Origin of the sequence: Marixanthomonas ophiurae, from assembly GCF_003413745.1 — a bacterium.
In the GTDB taxonomy this organism is placed as follows: Bacteria; Bacteroidota; Bacteroidia; order Flavobacteriales; family Flavobacteriaceae; genus Marixanthomonas; species Marixanthomonas ophiurae.
The window spans coordinates 1,436,963-1,454,999 of sequence record NZ_QVID01000001.1 but is presented as its reverse complement, the minus strand read 5'-3'; the positions used below and the strand labels follow the sequence as shown (position 1 = coordinate 1,454,999).

12 protein-coding genes are annotated in these 18,037 nt (G+C 36.2%); 6 read left to right on the top strand and 6 right to left on the bottom strand.

Translation table 11 applies throughout. The features are described 5' to 3' along the window. Window positions 1–191 precede the first annotated feature (191 nt). Entirely contained in the window at window positions 192–2,228 is a 2,037-nt protein-coding gene (gene ppk1 / locus DZ858_RS06625; RefSeq protein WP_117158783.1) for a polyphosphate kinase 1, read from the top strand. Here ppk1 and DZ858_RS06620 read toward each other — a convergent pair. The 3 genes from DZ858_RS06620 to DZ858_RS06610 all read right to left on the bottom strand — a co-directional run bounded on the left by DZ858_RS06620 (window position 2,225) and on the right by DZ858_RS06610 (window position 7,005). Next, window positions 2,225–3,229 (bottom strand): App1 family protein, encoded by a 1,005-nt coding sequence (locus DZ858_RS06620; RefSeq protein ID WP_117158782.1) that lies wholly within the window; start codon window positions 3,227–3,229, stop codon window positions 2,225–2,227. The two genes, ppk1 and DZ858_RS06620, sit on opposite strands and share 4 nt — an antisense overlap. Further along, window positions 3,230–4,495 carry an MgtC/SapB family protein gene (locus DZ858_RS06615; RefSeq protein ID WP_117158781.1) on the bottom strand — a complete coding sequence of 422 codons (1,266 nt, stop codon included), beginning with the start codon at window positions 4,493–4,495 and terminating at the stop codon, window positions 3,230–3,232. A gap of 77 nt (window positions 4,496–4,572) precedes the next feature. Next, window positions 4,573–7,005, bottom strand: a complete 2,433-nt coding sequence (locus tag DZ858_RS06610; RefSeq protein WP_117158780.1) for a sodium-translocating pyrophosphatase — start codon at window positions 7,003–7,005, stop codon at window positions 4,573–4,575. Window positions 7,006–7,444: 439 nt separating this feature from the next. Here DZ858_RS06610 and DZ858_RS06605 point away from each other — a divergent pair, with 439 nt between their 5' ends. Further along, on the top strand, window positions 7,445–8,335 hold the full coding sequence (locus tag DZ858_RS06605; RefSeq protein ID WP_239990731.1) for an ATP-grasp domain-containing protein: 891 nt from the start codon (window positions 7,445–7,447) through the stop codon (window positions 8,333–8,335). A gap of 88 nt (window positions 8,336–8,423) precedes the next feature. On the opposite strand, the gene DZ858_RS06600 is transcribed toward DZ858_RS06605, so the two are convergent. Continuing rightward, window positions 8,424–8,951, bottom strand: a complete 528-nt coding sequence (locus DZ858_RS06600; protein WP_117158778.1) for an inorganic diphosphatase — start codon at window positions 8,949–8,951, stop codon at window positions 8,424–8,426. Window positions 8,952–9,154: 203 nt separating this feature from the next. Between DZ858_RS06600 and DZ858_RS06595 the strand changes: the two genes are divergently transcribed. Next, on the top strand, window positions 9,155–9,691 hold the full coding sequence (locus DZ858_RS06595; protein WP_117158777.1) for a hypothetical protein: 537 nt from the start codon (window positions 9,155–9,157) through the stop codon (window positions 9,689–9,691). A gap of 103 nt (window positions 9,692–9,794) precedes the next feature. Continuing rightward, a complete protein-coding gene (locus tag DZ858_RS06590) occupies window positions 9,795–12,200 on the top strand; it encodes a TonB-dependent receptor (RefSeq protein WP_117158776.1) in 2,406 nt (801 codons plus the stop codon). Window positions 12,201–12,384: 184 nt separating this feature from the next. On the opposite strand, the gene DZ858_RS06585 is transcribed toward DZ858_RS06590, so the two are convergent. After that, window positions 12,385–14,862, bottom strand: a complete 2,478-nt coding sequence (locus DZ858_RS06585) for a DUF5686 family protein (protein ID WP_117158775.1) — start codon at window positions 14,860–14,862, stop codon at window positions 12,385–12,387. A gap of 111 nt (window positions 14,863–14,973) precedes the next feature. Next, entirely contained in the window at window positions 14,974–15,981 is a 1,008-nt protein-coding gene (locus tag DZ858_RS06580) for a pyruvate dehydrogenase complex E1 component subunit beta (RefSeq protein WP_262511342.1), read from the bottom strand. A gap of 188 nt (window positions 15,982–16,169) precedes the next feature. On the opposite strand from DZ858_RS06580, the gene DZ858_RS06575 reads away from it, so the two are divergent. Together DZ858_RS06575 and DZ858_RS06570 are read left to right on the top strand one after the other, a co-directional pair. Continuing rightward, window positions 16,170–16,910 carry an electron transfer flavoprotein subunit beta/FixA family protein gene (locus DZ858_RS06575; protein ID WP_117159543.1) on the top strand — a complete coding sequence of 247 codons (741 nt, stop codon included), beginning with the start codon at window positions 16,170–16,172 and terminating at the stop codon, window positions 16,908–16,910. 98 nt (window positions 16,911–17,008) lie between these two features. Continuing rightward, window positions 17,009–17,977, top strand: coding sequence for an electron transfer flavoprotein subunit alpha/FixB family protein (locus DZ858_RS06570; protein WP_117158773.1), 969 nt, complete (start codon window positions 17,009–17,011; stop codon window positions 17,975–17,977). The last annotated feature ends 60 nt before the right edge of the window (window positions 17,978–18,037 follow it).

Genomic DNA, 18,037 nt, shown 5'->3' with positions numbered 1-18,037 from the left:
CTATTTTTTTCCAATAAAGCTACCTTTAAAAGAGTAAAAGCTCTAAAACCTTGTCAAGACAAGGAGTTTCTTCTTTCTATATAAAGACCAAACCTTAACATTTCCAAAACACCCGTTTTATAAGGAATTGCGTTTCTTTGAATAGGTTAGATTTAATTAATTAAAGAGGTACCCGCCTTCGCGGGCACAGGATGGCAAAACTATACAATACAAAATATTACCACCGCGACCTTTCGTGGTTACGCTTCAATCACCGAGTTTTACAAGAAGCTGCAGATGATAAAAACCCTTTATACGAGCGCATCAAGTTTTTAGCAATTTTCTCTTCCAACTTAGATGAGTTTTTTAGGGTTCGGGTGTCTGACATTCGACAAATTAAAGAGATTGAAAAACCCTTCAGAAAAAAACTAATCACTAAGCCTAATAAGGTTTTAAAAGAAATAAAAAAACAGGTTGAACTGCAACAAGAAGAATTTGGCGACATTTTCAAGAACCAGATTATTCCAGATTTAAAAAAAGAAAACATTCATTTAATTGATTACAAAGAATTTTCTACCACACAAAAAGAAATTGCCAAATCATATTTTGAAAATTCTTTAAAAGACAAATTAGAAGTAAGTTTTAATCCCTGCTCAAATAGCGACACTGTTTTTATTGAAAATGAAGCATTGTATCTCGCTGCTCAACTAGAAAACGATACGTTTAAATTAGTTAAAATCCCTGACGATGAACCTCGGTTTTTTACATTTCCGAAGCACAACGGGAAATACTTTATTACATTTATTGATGATGTTTTAAAATACAGCCTAAAACAAACCCCACAAAAAGAAGAGAATATTACCTTTTATTCCATTAAAAAATCTAGAGATGCCGAGCTATATATTGAAGATGAATTTTCTGGCAATGTAATGGAACGGATTAAAAAGTCGCTCCCTAAACGAAGCACAGGACAAGCAACCCGTTTATTGATTGATAATAAAACACCTAAGCAATTTGAGGAAATACTAAAGAATGCCTTAGAGGTTTATAATACTGATATTGTTAAGGGTGGAACCTACCACAACTTTAAAGACTTTTTCGGGTTTCCCAATCCAACTTCAAAAAAATTATCTGTTGAAGAATTGCCACCGTTACCACATCCCGTGTTGGCAGATTGCGATTCGGTTTTTAACGCCATCGATGAGAAAGATCAACTCATACATTATCCTTACCAAAACTTTGAACCGGTTATCAAATTATTAGAAGAAGCCGCAGACGATCCGAAAGTAACTACCATTAAAATGACCATTTACCGTGCTGCTAGCGAATCGAAATTAAATGATGCAATTGCTCGGGCTGCCAAAAATGGGAAAGAAGTTGTGATTTTTATTGAAGTAAAAGCCCGGTTTGATGAGCACAACAATTTAAAATGGGGTAAAATATTTGAAGAAAACGGAGCGCACGTAATCTATAGCTTCCCGGCCATAAAAATCCATTCTAAAATATTGTGCATTGAACGTGAAACAAGCGGATCTTCAAAAAGGTACTGCTATATTGCCACAGGTAATTTTAATGAGAATACGGCTAAATTATATACAGATTTTGGCATCATGACTGCCAATAAAACAATTACTCAAGACCTCAACAAATTGTTTTTGGTATTGGAAGGTAAAATGATTATTCCAAAACCTGATAAGCTCTTAGTGTCACCTTTTACATTACGAGATACTTTTGAAGATTTAATTGAGAATGAAATAGAATTGGCAAAAGCAGGGAAAGATGCCTACATTATTGCTAAAATGAACAGCCTACAAGATAAAAGCATGATAAAAATGCTTTACAAAGCTAGTAATGCTGGGGTAAAAATTAGATTATTAGTGCGTGGTATTTGTTCGCTCGTACCTGGTATTAAAGATCAAAGTGAAAACATATATATAACCAGTATTCTTGATCGTTTTTTAGAACACGGCCGTATATATATATTCGGAAATGATGGCGATGAAAAAATGTACATTGGTAGCGCAGATTGGATGAAACGCAACTTAAGCCACCGTATTGAAGTGGTTACCCCTATTTTAGATCAAGAACACCACAATACTATCAGGGAGTTGATAGAGATTCAATTAAACGATAATGTAAAAGCACGCATAATAGATCCCGACCAGAAAAATGAATATGTAAAACACGGAAAACCTGCCGTACGGTCGCAGTATAACACGTATGACTATTTTAAAAACTGTCTTAATTAACTTATAAACCCTTGCGATCGTGCGTGTTCAATAGCCTCTTTGCTATCTTCTACTAATAATGCAGGTGTTGTGTCATAATTAGAAAATAAGCTTTTAATACGCTTCATTTTCTTTTTGTGTTTTACGCTTCGCAGATAAATTGCCTTCACTTGTTTTGGATATTTTTCCGCAATTTCTATATAAATATCTGCATCGTGTTCGCCTCCGTCCCCTATTAAAATAAAGCTCATATTTGGATAGGTTTTTAGAATGTTGAGAATTTCTTTTTGCTTTTGCGGTTTCTCTTCTACCTTTTTTCTTCGGAAAGGTCTAGGTAAACTTCTCAATAAAATTGGTCCTTTAGAAAAGGTATTTGCTTTTAAAAATAACTCTAAGTATCTGTATAAATTCCAAGGGCTATGGCTTACATAAAATAACGGGTTGGCTTCCTTTCCCGTTTTTCCTTGATGTAACAACTGATAAAATTCTGAAGCACCTTCCAAGGGTGATCTGCTTTCCGCATTTCTGAAGAAAGTATTAAAAACAAGCTTCAACTTTAAAAAAGAAGCAACACCGGTATGGATTATAGTATCATCAATATCGCTAATTACTCCGAATTCACTTTTACTTGAAGGAATAAGCATCTCACCGGGAAACCGGTTTTGGTTGTTTATAATTCTATTAGAAAATTTCTCTTCAAAAGAGATTTCATATTGCAACCATGCTTCTTCATTTGTCAGTTTAGCTAGGTTAGGGATATTCTCTTTAAATTTAAAATAACCTTTTTTATCAGTTTCTGTATAGAAAACTGAATCATCTGGCAGGGTAATTTTAAGTTTTGTAAAAGGAATTTCGTCGGTTTCAAACCGCTTATAAGTGTTTTTTATCAAGCTGAAAATTCCATTTTTGGAAAGGTCGATGTTTTCGTCTTCCAAAGCCCTACCACGTATATACAAATGCGAGTTAGTTCCATAACTGTGGAAGGTAATTATCTGTAGCGGATCTTTTTTGAACAGCCCCACTTATAGCACCCAATTTTCCGGCCACAACCACATTAATAGTAAACCCGCTGCTATTGAAATACCGAAAGAAATTGAAATCCATTTTGTTAATTCTTTGGTTCCTAAAACGGCTGCCATAATTCCTTTAAAAAGTAAGTTTGAAAGGGAAGCTAATAAAATTAAACGCCACCCTGTTTCAGTTTTCAGTCCTCCTCCTTTCATGGTTTGCGATAAGGAAAGTGTAATCGCATCTACATCGGTCAACCCACTTATAACTGCTACTACATACAATGCTTCGTTACCAAATTCTTCTTTTGTGAATGCTACAGCTAATAAAATAAGACCATATAAAAGACCGAAGATTAATGCACTTTTAAATTGAGCAGGGTTTTTAGGCTCAGGCATTTCATCATCTTTTCCGTCATTGTTAAACAAATAAAACAAGCCTACACACAACAATATCATAATTATAAGCTCAACTATGATCGGTAACATTATCTGAGGTAGCTTTTCAGGAATGACAATTCCTACTTCTATTAACACTCTGACCAATGCAATGGCAGAAGCTGCAGTTATAACAAAAGCTGCCATTTTTCCAATATTTTTGGCATCTTTTGTTTTCCGCGCATAGCTTACTGTGGTGGCAGTACTACTGATTAAACCTCCTAATACCCCATTTGAAATAACGCCTACTTTTTTACCTACAAATTTGTAAATAAAATACCCTATTACACTTATGCCTACAATAAGTGTAACCATCAGCCATATATTTTTAGGGTTTAAAACATCTAAAGGTCCATAGGTTTTATCAGGTAGTATTGGTAAAATAACTAATGAGATTCCAGCAAATGTCATGATTGCCGCTAAGTCTTTGTCTTTTAATTTTTCAATAAAATCGTGCAGATGTTCCTTTACGTATAACAATACAGCCATAACACCACCAACAACAACACCAATTATTTGATCTCCCAACACTAAATAACCCCCGATTGCAAACATGAGCAATGCAGCAACTTCGGTGGTTTGACCTATATCGGCTTCATTTATTTTTTTAAGCTTTATAATATTAGCGGTAATCAATAAGCCTGTTAGAGCCAAACCCATTACTGGAAGTATGTAGGGGTTTTCATAATCCCTACTTAAAAAACCAGCTACTACTCCTAAAATAGAAATAAGCGTGAATGTTCTTACTCCGGCCATTTTATTATCGGTTCGCTGTCGTTGCAAACCTACTAACATACCTAAGCCAAAAGCAATTCCTAATGTTATTAAATCGTCGTAGTTCATTATCTGAAAGATACTACAATCTCATAAAAAAACCCTGCTGAATCAGCAGGGTTTAAATTTATTTTAACAAAGAAGTCCTATTTCTGAGATTGATCCCGAAGTTCTTCAATTTGCATATTAACTTCCTCTTCGGTTCCAGAAAAGGTTTTCTTTTCGGTTGTGGTTTCACCATCTTTGGTAGTCCTGACAGTAACATCAGCCGTAGTTAACGTATCATTTGACGATAAGCTCACCATAATTTCTTTCGAAACTTCTTTTACCTGTCCCGCTTGGTTATCGGTTAATAATGTTTGGTTTCCGTCTTCGTCAATCATATACATTTCTTGTGAAACATTATCGCCTTCCATTTCAGTTTCCTCACCGTGACCTCCTAAAATTGGCGCAATCACCAAGGCTACCAAACACGTCAATTTAATCAAAATATTCATTGAAGGTCCTGAAGTATCTTTAAAAGGATCTCCAACAGTATCTCCTGTAACAGCCGCTTTATGGGCTTCGCTTCCCTTATAGGTCATTTCACCGTTAATAATTACTCCAGCTTCAAACGATTTTTTAGCATTGTCCCAAGCACCTCCAGCGTTATTCTGAAAGATCGCCCACATTACACCGCTTACACAAACACCAGCCATATAACCTCCAAGAGGTTCTGCTCCAAATACCAGCCCAATAAAAATAGGTGTTATAATAGTCAACAGACCTGGAAGAATCATTTCCCGTAAAGCAGCTTTTGTTGAAATATCTACACACTTCCCATATTCTGGGGTGGCCGTACCTTCCATAATTCCTGGAATTTCTTTAAACTGTCGGCGAACTTCTTGTACCATTTTCATTGCGGCCTTACCAACGGATTTCATCGCCATTGCTGAAAATACTACTGGAATCATTCCTCCAACAAATAACATCGCCAATACATCGGCACGGAAAATATTAATTCCATCAATACCTGTAAACGTAACATAGGCGGCAAATAATGCTAATGCAGTTAATGCTGCTGAGGCAATAGCAAATCCTTTCCCGACCGCTGCGGTTGTATTCCCTACGGAATCTAAAATATCGGTACGTTCACGAACGTGAGGTTCTAATTCGCTCATTTCGGCAACTCCACCGGCGTTATCGGCAATAGGCCCAAAGGCATCGATTGCCAACTGCATAGCTGTTGTGGCCATCATCGCTGAAGCCGCCAAGGCAACTCCATAAAACCCTGCGAATTCATACGAACCATAAATAGCCGCAGCAAAAAGCAATACACTCCAAAATGTAGATTTCATACCAACAGCTAATCCTGCAATAATATTTGTTCCAGCACCTGTTGAAGAATTTTGAACAATATCCATTACCGGTTTTTTACCTAAACTTGTGTAATATGCGGTTACATACGATATCAATGCTCCTACAGCTAACCCAATACAAGCGGCCCAAAAGACGTTAATACTTGGTATTTCTTTAACCCCTTCGCCAAAGAATGCCATGGTCATAGTTTCTGGTAACATCCAATCTATTAAAAACCAGCTGGCAATCAATGTAAGAACGATTGCCGTCCAGTTACCCATATCTAGAGCTCTTTGAACTTGTGGTTCTTTCGCATCGTTATTTTTAATTCCAACTAAAAAAGTTCCAATAATAGACGCTAAAATCCCTACTCCGGCGATTAATATAGGTAATAATATTGGCCCCATATTTCCGAAGGCATCTGTAAACTGTCCATCCACGCTCATATCGCGAATTACGTAATTACCCAACACCATGGCGGCTAAAACGGTTGCAACATAACTCCCAAAGAGATCGGCGCCCATACCGGCAACATCCCCAACATTGTCCCCAACGTTATCAGCAATCGTCGCAGGGTTACGTGGATCGTCTTCTGGAATACCAGCTTCTACTTTTCCTACCAAATCGGCACCTACATCGGCTGCTTTGGTGTAAATACCACCACCTACACGGGCGAAAAGTGCGATACTTTCTGCACCTAGAGAAAATCCTGCCAAGGCTTCAAGTACAACAGTCATATCACCATAAAAATCGCCGCCTTCGACAATAAACTGGCTGGTAAAAAACATAAAGAATAAACTTAGACCCAACACAGCAAGACCGGCTACGCCAAGCCCCATTACAGTACCACCACCAAAAGAGACTTTTAATGCTTGTGGTAAGCTTGTTTTTGCGGCTTCGGCAGTACGGGCGTTTGCATCGGTAGCAATTCGCATTCCTATATTTCCGGCCAAGGCAGAAAAAACAGCTCCTATTAAAAAAGCAGGTACAATCATCCAACTGGTAGATGGTACCAAGGTGGAAACAACAAATAACAAGACAGCTGCAATAACTGCAAAGATGGCTAACAGCCTATATTCTGCACTTAGAAAGGCAAGTGCACCTTCTTTAATACTTTTTGAAATAGATTGCATACGATCGCTACCAGCAGGCTGCTTTTTTACCCAGCTCATTTTAACAAGCATAAAAAGAAGGCCAAGAATGGCCAGTACGATAGGGATAAAGATAATATTCTGTTCCATTTTATAATTAATTTTAGATTGGTTTTTAATTTTTCAAAAACCAAAAGTAAGTAAATAGGTTGGGATATGAAATATTTAAAATTTTATACCTAGCAATCTATTTTTCTGAAAAAAATATCCAATAAATTTATCTTAAGTTAATTATTATGTAACTTATATCAATATAATTTATTTTATAAAACAGGTTTCAAACTAGTGTTTTTACATTTGTTTTATTTCAACCATCACGTACCGTAAATATTTTAAAAAATACAAATTCAGAAAATTTATGACTCTTAGAGCACTACAAATATTTTGGCATAAACTAACACATTGGGAATACTGGCCTTTACACGTTATTTATTTTCCTATCTATTTACTCTATGGCTATTATTCAATTAAAGCGAAATCCATTTGTTTTTTTAATGCCGTGAATCCATCTATAAAAAATGGGGGTCTTATGATGGAATCCAAAAAAAAGGTGTACAATCTTATCCCTAAAAAATATTACGCCAAAACCGTTTTAATACATCCCAAAACCACTTCGGAAGGAATAAAAGTATTCTTAAAAAAGAAAGGCCTAACATTTCCGCTTATCGCTAAACCTGATATAGGTCTTCGAGGGAGTGCGGTTCAAAAAATACATTCAGAAAAAGAATTGTTTGACTATCACCAAAAAGCAAATTTTGACTATTTAATTCAAGATTTTATACCATATCCTAATGAAATTGGTGTGTTTTATGTGCGTTATCCCAATAAAGAGAAAGGAAAAATCACAGGAGTTGTTTTTAAAGAAACTCTGGCAATCATAGGTGATGGCACCTCAACAATAGAAGAACTGCTTAACAAAACTCCACGGTTTCAAATTCAATTAAAAAATCTTAAAAAAGAACACGGAGCCATTTTTAATAAAGTACTCACAAAAGGTGAAAAACTAAATTTAATGCCCTACGGAAGTCACTCCCGAGGAGCAAAATTTAATGACTTCAGCTCAATTATAACGCCCCAGCTTACGGAAAGTATTAATAAAATCTGTCTTCAAATTGACGGATTTTACTATGGAAGGTTAGACATTATGTACAACACAGTTGACGAATTAGAGCAGGGAAAAAACCTGATGATTGTAGAATTAAATGGCGCCAAAAGCGAGCCCACCCATATTTACGATCCAGAACATTCCTTATTATTTGCATGGAAAACGTTGGCAAAACACATAAAATATATGTTTGAGATAAGCCAAATAAACCATAAAAGTAAAGGTACTCCTTACTTAAAATACCAAATTGGCATTCGGGAAATGCAGGCCCATTTTCTTCAGAATAAAAAAATAATTCAATTTAAATTCATATAACTTCAATGTTAGGCAAAACAAAAAAGCAACAACCAAATTGGTTATTGCCCTTTATTATATGATTCTCTTCTTATTTAAAGAAAAAAAATTAACGAATACTTACTTCCTTAAAAGGAACATCGCTTTCTCTAAAACGATCTATACATTTAGCAACAATTTCTTTTGCAGCTTCAACATCACCCCAACCACCAACATCTACTTTCTTTTCTTCTAAATCCTTATATACTTGAAAAAAATGTTCAATTTCTTTAATAAGGTGTGGGTTTAGCTCAGATAGGTCATTCACATTATTTGCAATTGGGTCACTTATAGGGACGCAAATAACTTTTTCATCTGGACCTTTTTCATCTGCCATATGGAACACACCAATAGGCTTTACTTCAATTACACAACCAGGGAAGGTTGGTTCGGTCACTAACACCAAAACATCTAACGGGTCACCGTCTAATGCCAAGGTTTCTGGCATAAAACCATAATCTGCCGGATACATCATAGATGAAAAAATCATACGGTCATACCGTATTTTTTTTAATTCAAAATCGTACTCATACTTGTTTCGGCTTCCTTTCGGGATCTCGATCAATACATCGAAAGTCTGTACTTTGTCTGCAGTCATTTTATTTAGTTTATTATTATCTTCCTTTTAACTGATAAAACCAGCTTACTTTGGGGGTGCAAAAATAACTCTTTTAGACGGTTAATACAGCAAAAACAAGTTTAATTTTATATTAAGAAGATGGGCTTTTTTAAAACTCAAACTAGCAAGAGGTAGAAGAAGCATTAAATTAATTACATTTGCTAGCAATACCCTTACCCTAAATGAAGAAATACATAGGCATATTTCTATTGTTATGCTTACTGCTACCCTCAGCAGGCACTTATATATGGTTAACTTTTCATAAAAAAAGTCTTAAAAAAGAAGTTAAGTGGAAACTAATCGCTGGTATTGACAAAGAAGAACTTGTTCTACTGAAATTTTCAAAAGCTGAAATTGATAAAAAAGTAAGATGGGAACACGCTAAAGAATTTGAGTATAAAGGACAGATGTATGATATTGTTGAGACTAATATCACTAAAGACAGTATAGCCTATTGGTGTTGGTGGGATTATGAAGAAACAAAATTAAATAAAGATTTAAATAAAATCTTTTTGGGGGTTTTAAAAGCTGACACAGAAACCGATGAAAAGCATAAAAAACTAACAAGCTTTTACCGCACACTATTTATCCAAACCAAACCTATTTGGCAGTTTTATGCTGCAGATACAGATACTCTAAAAGAAAAAATTATTTATTCTACTATTTATTACCAATCAATTTCCTTTCCACCACCAGAAACACCTCCTCGAGTAATTTAAGCACATATTCAACTTTTTACTTTTCACCTTTTATTAGGTGATTTACGCAGTTATATCCATAACTGTATTAAAAAATATTTAGTTTAAAATTAATTACTTTACAATGAAAAAAATTATTTTATTGATGGTATTATTAGGCTTTGCTTACACTACAAACGCCCAAATAATCACCATTCAAGATCAGGATACAGAACAAGCTCTGGAGCTGGTTACTCTTATCAGTAAAAGCACGAATGCCTATTCCACGACAAACTCTAAAGGACAGGCAGATATTTCGGCTTTAAAAGATGCTGAAAAAATTGAAATAAGAACACTTGGCTATAAAACACAAATAAAAAGCTACGATGAACTTCAATCATCAAATTTTATAATATTAATGGAACCATCTAACATTAGTATGGATGAAGTGGTTGTCTCAGCTACACGATGGAACCAATCTTCATCAGATATTCCATCGAAAGTTATTTCAATTTCTCCAAAGGAAATTGCATTACAAAACCCACAAACAGCAGCTGACTTGTTGGGAATTTCTGGAAAAGTATTCATTCAAAAAAGTCAACAAGGTGGCGGAAGCCCTATGATACGAGGTTTTGCGACAAACAGACTGGTTTACACTATTGATGGTGTACGTATGAATACGGCAATATTTAGAGGTGGAAACCTACAGAACATAATTTCTCTTGACCCCTTTGCTACTGAACACACTGAAGTACTTTTTGGTCCAGGCTCAGTTGTTTATGGAAGTGACGCCATTGGTGGTGTGATGAGCTTTCAGACGCTAACCCCCCAATTTTCACTAGATGATAAACCTTTTATTACCGGAAAAGCAGTGACGCGTTATGCATCGGCAAACAATGAAAAAACAGCTCATTTAGATGTTAATGTAGGTTGGAAAAAATGGGCGTTTACTACCAGTATTACTTCATATGATTATGAAGATTTAAAGCAAGGTAGCGAAGGTCCCGATGAATTTTTACGCCCTTACTTCGTAAAACGTCAAGATAGTATGGATGTAGTAGTAACTAACGAAGATCCTCGCGTACAAACCCCTTCAGCGTATTCACAAATTAATTTGATGCAAAAAGTACGCTTTAAACCTAATGACAACTGGGACTTTCAGTATGGATTACATTATTCCGAAACATCTGAATATGGAAGATATGATCGCCATCAACGTACGCGTGACGGAGCTCCACGGTACGGTGAATGGAAATATGGTCCTCAAAAATGGATGATGAATAATTTAAACCTCACACATTCTAAGCAAAATAGTCTGTACAATCAGTTATCTGTACGTTTAGCTGTTCAAAATTTTGAAGAAAGCCGTATCAGTCGAAATTTTAATGACGCAAACCGTGAAACACGTGTTGAAAAAGTAGATGCTTATTCTGCTAATATTGATTTCACAAAAGCCATAGGAAGTAAACATGAGCTTTATTATGGATTAGAGTTTGTAAGTAATGATGTAAACTCTACCGGAACTGATCTTAATATTGAAACAGGCGTTAGCCAGCCGGGGCCAAGCCGATATCCCGAAGCAACTTGGGCCTCTTACGCGGCTTATGTTTCAGATCAATTTACTATAAACGATCAAGTACTTTTGCAGGGTGGACTTCGGTATAACTTTATAAAATTGGATGCTGAATTTGACACTAATTTCTATCCATTTCCTTTTGAAACAGCTTCATTGGAAAATGGAAATTTAACTGGAAGTTTAGGAGTAGTTTACAAACCAGCTGATGATTGGGTTATTAGTTCTAACGCCTCTACAGCTTTTAGAGCGCCCAATGTAGATGATGTAGGTAAAGTATTCGATTCAGAACCTGGTTCAGTAGTTATTCCTAACCCAGATTTAGATTCTGAATATGCTTATAATATTGATATTGGCGTAGCAAAAGTGTTTAGTGATGTTGTGAAAGTAGATGTGACGGGATATTATACACATTTAAAGAATGCATTGGTTCGTCGTGATTTTAAGTTGAACGGACAAGACAGTATTGTTTATGATGGAGAATTAAGTCAAGTGCAAGCTATTCAAAATGCTGCTGAGGCAAACGTATATGGCTTACAAGCTGGTGTGGAGGTAAAACTCTCAAACGGTTTTGGTTTTTCATCAGACTTTAATTACCAATATGGTGAAGAAGAATTAGATGATGGTACTACTAGCCGTTCTCGTCACGCCGCACCATGGTTTGGTGTTTCCAGATTAACGTATGGCGCTCAAAACCTGAATATGCAAGTATATATGAATTACAGTGGTAAACGTGATTTTGAAGATCTTCCTGAAGGAGAAAAAGGCAAAACAGAAATATATGCCATTGATGAAAACGGAAATCCATACGCGGCAGGTTGGTACACGCTAAATTATAAAGCAAGTTACCGTCTAAGCGATATGTTCACGGTTACGGGCGGTCTTGAAAATATTACAGACCGAAGATACCGTCCTTATAGCTCTGGTATTTCAGGTGCTGGAAGAAATTTCATCCTTTCGCTACGAGCTAATTTTTAAAAAATAAAATAATTTAAAGTATACAAAACTGTCATCTTGTAAGGTGGCAGTTTTTTATTTCTGAAATATTACGAGGAAAATTTCATGTGATTTTTATTATCAAACTGAAAAGTAAGGCGTGAATGTGAGATGTGATTCCTCCTTACAGTCGAAATGAAAATAAAGCATCTCATCAATTCATCCTTTAAAAAGAAAAGCCAAAAATACCGGTAACTCCAAACGAACGAGCATCAGGATTCCCTAAGTAATTTCCACGAAAGTTAAAGTCAATTCTAAATATTCTGAAAATATTCCCAACACCTACACTCCACTCCCAGTAAATATCTTCTGGGGCGCGATACACAATATTTGAAGCATTTAGTGCTATATTATCATCAGATATTTCGCCATAAACAGCTCTAAAACCAATAATTTCTCGAAGATCTAAATCACGAAGGCCAGGAATACGCCCAAAAATTCGACCGCCAAAATTATGCTGCAAATGCAGGGATGTATAGGTATCGGTAACAAATTCGTAATAATCTAAATTGGTAAACGCATTATACAAACTAAAGTAGGTTTGGTTACCAGGCACAGGGCTCAACAAGCCCAGCGGAACTGGATCAAAAATTTTCCCTGCCTCAATGGTAGAAGTCAGACGACCTATACCTCCAATAACCCACGGTTGAGTATATAATGCTTGTAATTTTTTATATTCAAAATCGCCATCTAATACGTTTTTCAGACCATAAGTATACCCTAAATAGAAACTCGGATACTCACCGTCGTTAATAATGGTTCGTTCTACACCGTAACCAGACGTCTTTCTTTTAGGAGTATAAAAGAGCCCTAATTCAATTTCAGGTTGCGAAATAGTGCTTTTTACACTTCCATCTTCAGCAAAATAATCGAGGCTAAATGTTTCGGTAGCAGACCGCAATTTTCGATGCGATCCTGTTACTCTAACCATAAAATTCTTAGCGGGTTCTACTGAAAATCCGGCTGTTGCTAATTTTATACGGGTTAACCTGTCGTTAGCTCCTACTGAAATTAAGGAAGAAGACGCTAAACTACGCCCTAATACATCGTTACTAGTGGTTAATGTTGCTCCTGTTTGCTCTACATCTTTTCGGTAACCACTGAAAACGGTTAACCGTGATTTCCTGTCTAACAATAGTTTTCCTGAAACCCCAAACTTAAATCGCTCATCTTTAAAGCCATAAGCTCCAAAGGTTTCAATTCGCCAAGGATCATTTTGACTGAAATAGGTTCGGCCACCCAAACGAATGCGGAGTCCTTCTGCTTCATTAAAACCAAAAATGGAAAATACGGGACCAATATCATAATTATCCACTTGATAATATCCACTTGCCAACGTAGAACCAATATTATAGAGTGCTTTAAAACGAGGAACTGTTTTTAGCGTGTCGAGCATTTTATAAACCCCCTTTTCATCCTTATTTAAGGTCTCCATTCGGTTTTGATCCCAAAAGCTATCGGAACGGTTGTAAATTTCTTCGTTATAAGGGTCGGTCTGTTCGCCGTAAAAGCTTTTATCCTTTTTTATATCGAACTCATAATCATCGTACAAAGTTGTTCTTCTCCCGTAAACACCTTGTGCTTCTTCTTTTTTCCGAAGACTGAAATCGCTTAAAAAATGATCACGCGTTATCAAGAAAGTACTATCGTTTAATACGTCAAATTCCTGTTCAATATATATCTCACGCACCCAATTGATATTGGCACTTTTAGAAGCCTGCAGGTTTATTTCTTTTATGGCCCACGTACTATCGTTCACCCAAAAATCACCTTTAAAAGTAAGTTCGTTTTGTCTGCGTGGGTAATACACAATATTGTAGCACCATTTGTTATCGCGATACGCGCTGTCTAACAGTTTATAATTATAAACATCGATACCTGTTCGGGATAGCGGACTGGTAAAGGCCTTATCGAAAAATTTCAGATAATTATCATACACGTTGTATTCTTTGTAAAGGTCTTTTACAAAAGCAATAAGGGTTTGGTTGTTTTGAAAACCGGAATTTTTGTTTCCTTTCAACACTTCTTTTTCTTCATTTAAAACGTTATCCCCATAAACTTTTGAATAAGCTTCATTTATGAAAATTGGGAGATAAGAATTTCCAGTAACGTTTGAAGTATCTATCTGGTCCCAGATAAATTCCATTCCTTTAAAAATTCGGCTTTTTATGAGTGTACTATCGATGGTATTTAAATCAAACTCTAGCTTTTCATATTTATCGTAGCTGTACTGCTTAAACTTTTTAACCCCGTTTTCACGACGGTTTTCCCATATTTTTCGAAGAATGTCTATCGCCGGATTGTTTTCTTTAGGCTGTTTACCACTTATAAGAACTACTTCGTCTAGAGCAGAGGCTTCTTCTTCTAAAACCACCTCCATTTTATAAGTGTTTTTGGCTCCTAAAGGAACTTCTTTGGTTTTAAACCCTATAAATGAAAACACGACCGCATCATAACGAGTATCGCTTTCTAGATAAAAGCGACCCTCTTCGTTGGAAATCGTCCCTTCATTTGAATCCTTAAAAATAACATTCACAAAAGGCAACGACTCCCCAGAAGCATCCTTAATATGTCCACTTACCTTGGTTTGAGCCACCAAAATGGAAGTGAATAATAAAAAACTTAGAAAAAGTAACTGCTTCATATAGGCTTAAATGTGCTACGCTTAGTAGATAAAAAAACCTTGCATTACAAAAAAGTAATGAAGGTTTTATAAATTAAGTATACACCAAAAGTGATGCACACTTTGTGTTTTTTATTTATACATAACTTTTTTAACTGCTTTTACCACATCTTCAGGACCAGGCAACCATTCTTTTAGCAACTCTGGTGAGTATGGCGTTGGCGTATCACCCGTATTTATTTTAACGATTGGCGCATCCAAATAATCAAAAGCTTGGCTTTGTACTTGATAAGTTATTTCGGTCGCTACGTTACCAAAAGGCCATGCTTCTTCCAGAATAACTAATCTATTTGTTTTTTTAACAGACTCCAAAATAGTATCGTGATCCAAAGGCCGCACCGTGCGCATGTCGATAATTTCGCATTCAATACCTTCTTCAGCAAGATCTTCGGCAGCTTTATAAGCAGCTTTAATAATTTTTCCGAAAGAAACTAATGTTACATCGGTTCCTTTACGTTTTATTTCTGCTACTCCTAACGGGATTAGATACTCCCCTTCCGGCACTTCGCCTTTATCGCCGTACATTTGTTCACTCTCCATAAAAATTACTGGATCGTCATCCCGAATGGCACTTTTCAATAGTCCTTTAGCATCTTTAGGATTACTTGGCACTACCACTTTTAATCCCGGACAGTTTGCATACCAACTTTCAAAAGCTTGAGAGTGTGTTGCACCCAATTGTCCTGCGGAAGCTGTTGGGCCCCTAAAAACAATAGGAATATTAAATTGTCCACCGCTCATTTGGCGCATTTTAGCCGCATTATTGATAATCTGATCAATTCCTACTAACGAGAAATTAAACGTCATAAACTCAATAATAGGTCGGTTGCCATTCATAGCAGAACCGATACCAACACCGGAAAATCCAAGTTCAGAAATTGGAGTATCGATAATTCGTTTTGCTCCAAATTCATCGAGCATTCCTTTACTGGCTTTATAAGCGCCGTTGTATTCGGCCACTTCTTCACCCATTAAATATATAGTATCATCGCGACGCATTTCTTCGCTCATGGCTTCCTGTATCGCTTCACGGAATTGTAGTGTTTTCATCTGTAGTACTTCTTTTCTATTCTGAAAAATTTGTCAAGACGACAAAAATAGTATATTCTTAATGTTGAACGCATTTTTTATTAACATTTAACGGAAATTTATTATGCGTGCATAGCATATTTTGGAAATATATACTTATCTTCGTGCCTACGTAATTCTAAGCAAATTTAGCAATGAATTACCTTAAAAAAAATAATACTCAAAAAGATACAAATTATATGAAAATTTTAGTGTGTATAAGTCACGTACCGGACACTACTTCAAAAATTAATTTTACCGATAACGACACCAAATTTGACACAAACGGGGTACAGTTTGTAATCAATCCTAATGATGAATTTGGTCTTACTCGCGCTATGTGGTTTAAAGAAAAACAAGGTGCTAGCGTGCATGTTATAAATGTAGGCGGTGCAGAAACCGAACCAACGCTAAGAAAAGCTCTTGCTATAGGTGCAGACGAAGCCATTCGTATTGACACTGAAGCTACTGATGGTTTTTCAGTTGCTAAGCAATTGGCCAATGTAGTTAAAGAAGGTGGGTATGATCTTGTACTTGGAGGCCGTGAATCTATTGATTATAATGGTGGGATGGTACCCGGAATGATTGCACAATTAACCGGTGCTAATTTTGTTAATACCTGTATTGGTCTTGAAATTGAAGGCGACACAGCAACGGCCATCCGTGAAATTGATGGTGGTAAAGAAACCGTAAAGGCAAAATTGCCATTGGTAGTTGGTGGGCAAAAAGGGATTGTAGAAGAGAGTGATCTCCGTATTCCAAATATGCGTGGTATCATGCAGGCTCGTAAAAAACCATTAACAGTAAAAGATGCTGTAGATGCAAATGCTGAAACACAAACGGCACAATTTGAAAAACCAGCTCCAAAAGGTGACATCAAATTGGTTGAAACCGTTGATGAATTAGTTGATTTACTTCATAACGAAGCTAAAGTAATCTAAAGACATTGTGTTTCCGAAGAGTATTTCGGAAGTATTTAAAATCTAAAGCAAACTAAAATTACATTCTGAATTTTTTCAGAATTCAAAAAAAATAAAATATGTCAGTAGTAGTATATACAGAATCCGAAGAAGGAACATTTAAAAAAATTGCTCAAGAAGCTGTGTCCTATGCTAAAGGAATAGCAGACAAAATGGGCGTGCCAGTAACCGCTGTAGCTATAAACGGAGGTGATACTAGTGAACTTGGAAAATATGGTGCCGATAAAGTATTGAATGTTTCTAATGACAAATTAAGTAAATTTAATGCTGAGGCCTATGCAGATGCCGTAGCACAAGCAGCAAAAAAGGAAGGCGCTAAAGTAGTTGTGGTTTCTAGCAGTGCGAACAGCAAATATATGGCACCATTATTAGCTGTAAATTTAGATGCAGGATACGTATCTAACGTAACCGAACTACCTGAAAGTACAGAGCCCTTTAAGGTAAAACACAGTGTTTTCACTAATAAAGCATTTTCGATTACCGAGTTTAAAACGGATGTAAAAGTAATAGGATTAGCAAAAAACGCATATGGAGTAAAAGAAAACGAAGCAGCAGGAACTGCTGAAGATTTTGCACCAGAACTTTCTTCTGAAGATTTTTCAGTAGATGTGGTTTCCGTAGATAAGGCAACAGATAAAGTTACTATAGCCGATGCTGAAATTGTAGTTTCTGGTGGTCGTGGTCTTAAAGGTCCTGAAAACTGGGAAATGATTGAAGAAATGGCCGATATTTTAGGAGCTGCGACTGCTTGTTCTAAACCCGTAAGCGATATGGGGTGGAGACCTCATAGTGAACACGTAGGGCAAACAGGTAAGCCAGTTGCTGCAAATTTATACATTGCAATAGGTATTTCTGGAGCTATACAGCACTTAGCTGGTATTAACGCTTCAAAAACTAAAGTGGTTATAAATAACGATCCTGAAGCGCCTTTCTTTAAAAATGCAGATTACGGTATTGTAGGCGATGCTTTTGAAGTAGTGCCTAAGCTGAATGAAAAACTAAAAGAGTTTAAGGCTCAAAACGGATAAGCCTTCCATTATTTGGCAGTAGCGTGATTTCTTTTTCTATAAAAGAAATTTTATCGAAGC

Excerpts from the sequence above, each read along its gene's own strand:
- DZ858_RS06585 (WP_117158775.1), bottom strand. The coding sequence starts at position 14,862 with ATGAAGCAGTTACTTTTTCTAAGTTTTTTATTATTCACTTCCATTTTG.
- DZ858_RS06615 (WP_117158781.1), bottom strand. The coding sequence starts at position 4,495 with ATGAACTACGACGATTTAATAACATTAGGAATTGCTTTTGGCTTAGGT.
- DZ858_RS06590 (WP_117158776.1), top strand. The coding sequence starts at position 9,795 with ATGAAAAAAATTATTTTATTGATGGTATTATTAGGCTTTGCTTACACT.
- DZ858_RS06575 (WP_117159543.1), top strand. The coding sequence starts at position 16,170 with ATGAAAATTTTAGTGTGTATAAGTCACGTACCGGACACTACTTCAAAA.
- DZ858_RS06570 (WP_117158773.1), top strand. The coding sequence starts at position 17,009 with ATGTCAGTAGTAGTATATACAGAATCCGAAGAAGGAACATTTAAAAAA.
- DZ858_RS06595 (WP_117158777.1), top strand. The coding sequence starts at position 9,155 with ATGAAGAAATACATAGGCATATTTCTATTGTTATGCTTACTGCTACCC.
- DZ858_RS06605 (WP_239990731.1), top strand. The coding sequence starts at position 7,445 with ATGATGGAATCCAAAAAAAAGGTGTACAATCTTATCCCTAAAAAATAT.
- DZ858_RS06600 (WP_117158778.1), bottom strand. The coding sequence starts at position 8,951 with ATGACTGCAGACAAAGTACAGACTTTCGATGTATTGATCGAGATCCCG.
- ppk1 (WP_117158783.1), top strand. The coding sequence starts at position 192 with ATGGCAAAACTATACAATACAAAATATTACCACCGCGACCTTTCGTGG.
- DZ858_RS06610 (WP_117158780.1), bottom strand. The coding sequence starts at position 7,005 with ATGGAACAGAATATTATCTTTATCCCTATCGTACTGGCCATTCTTGGC.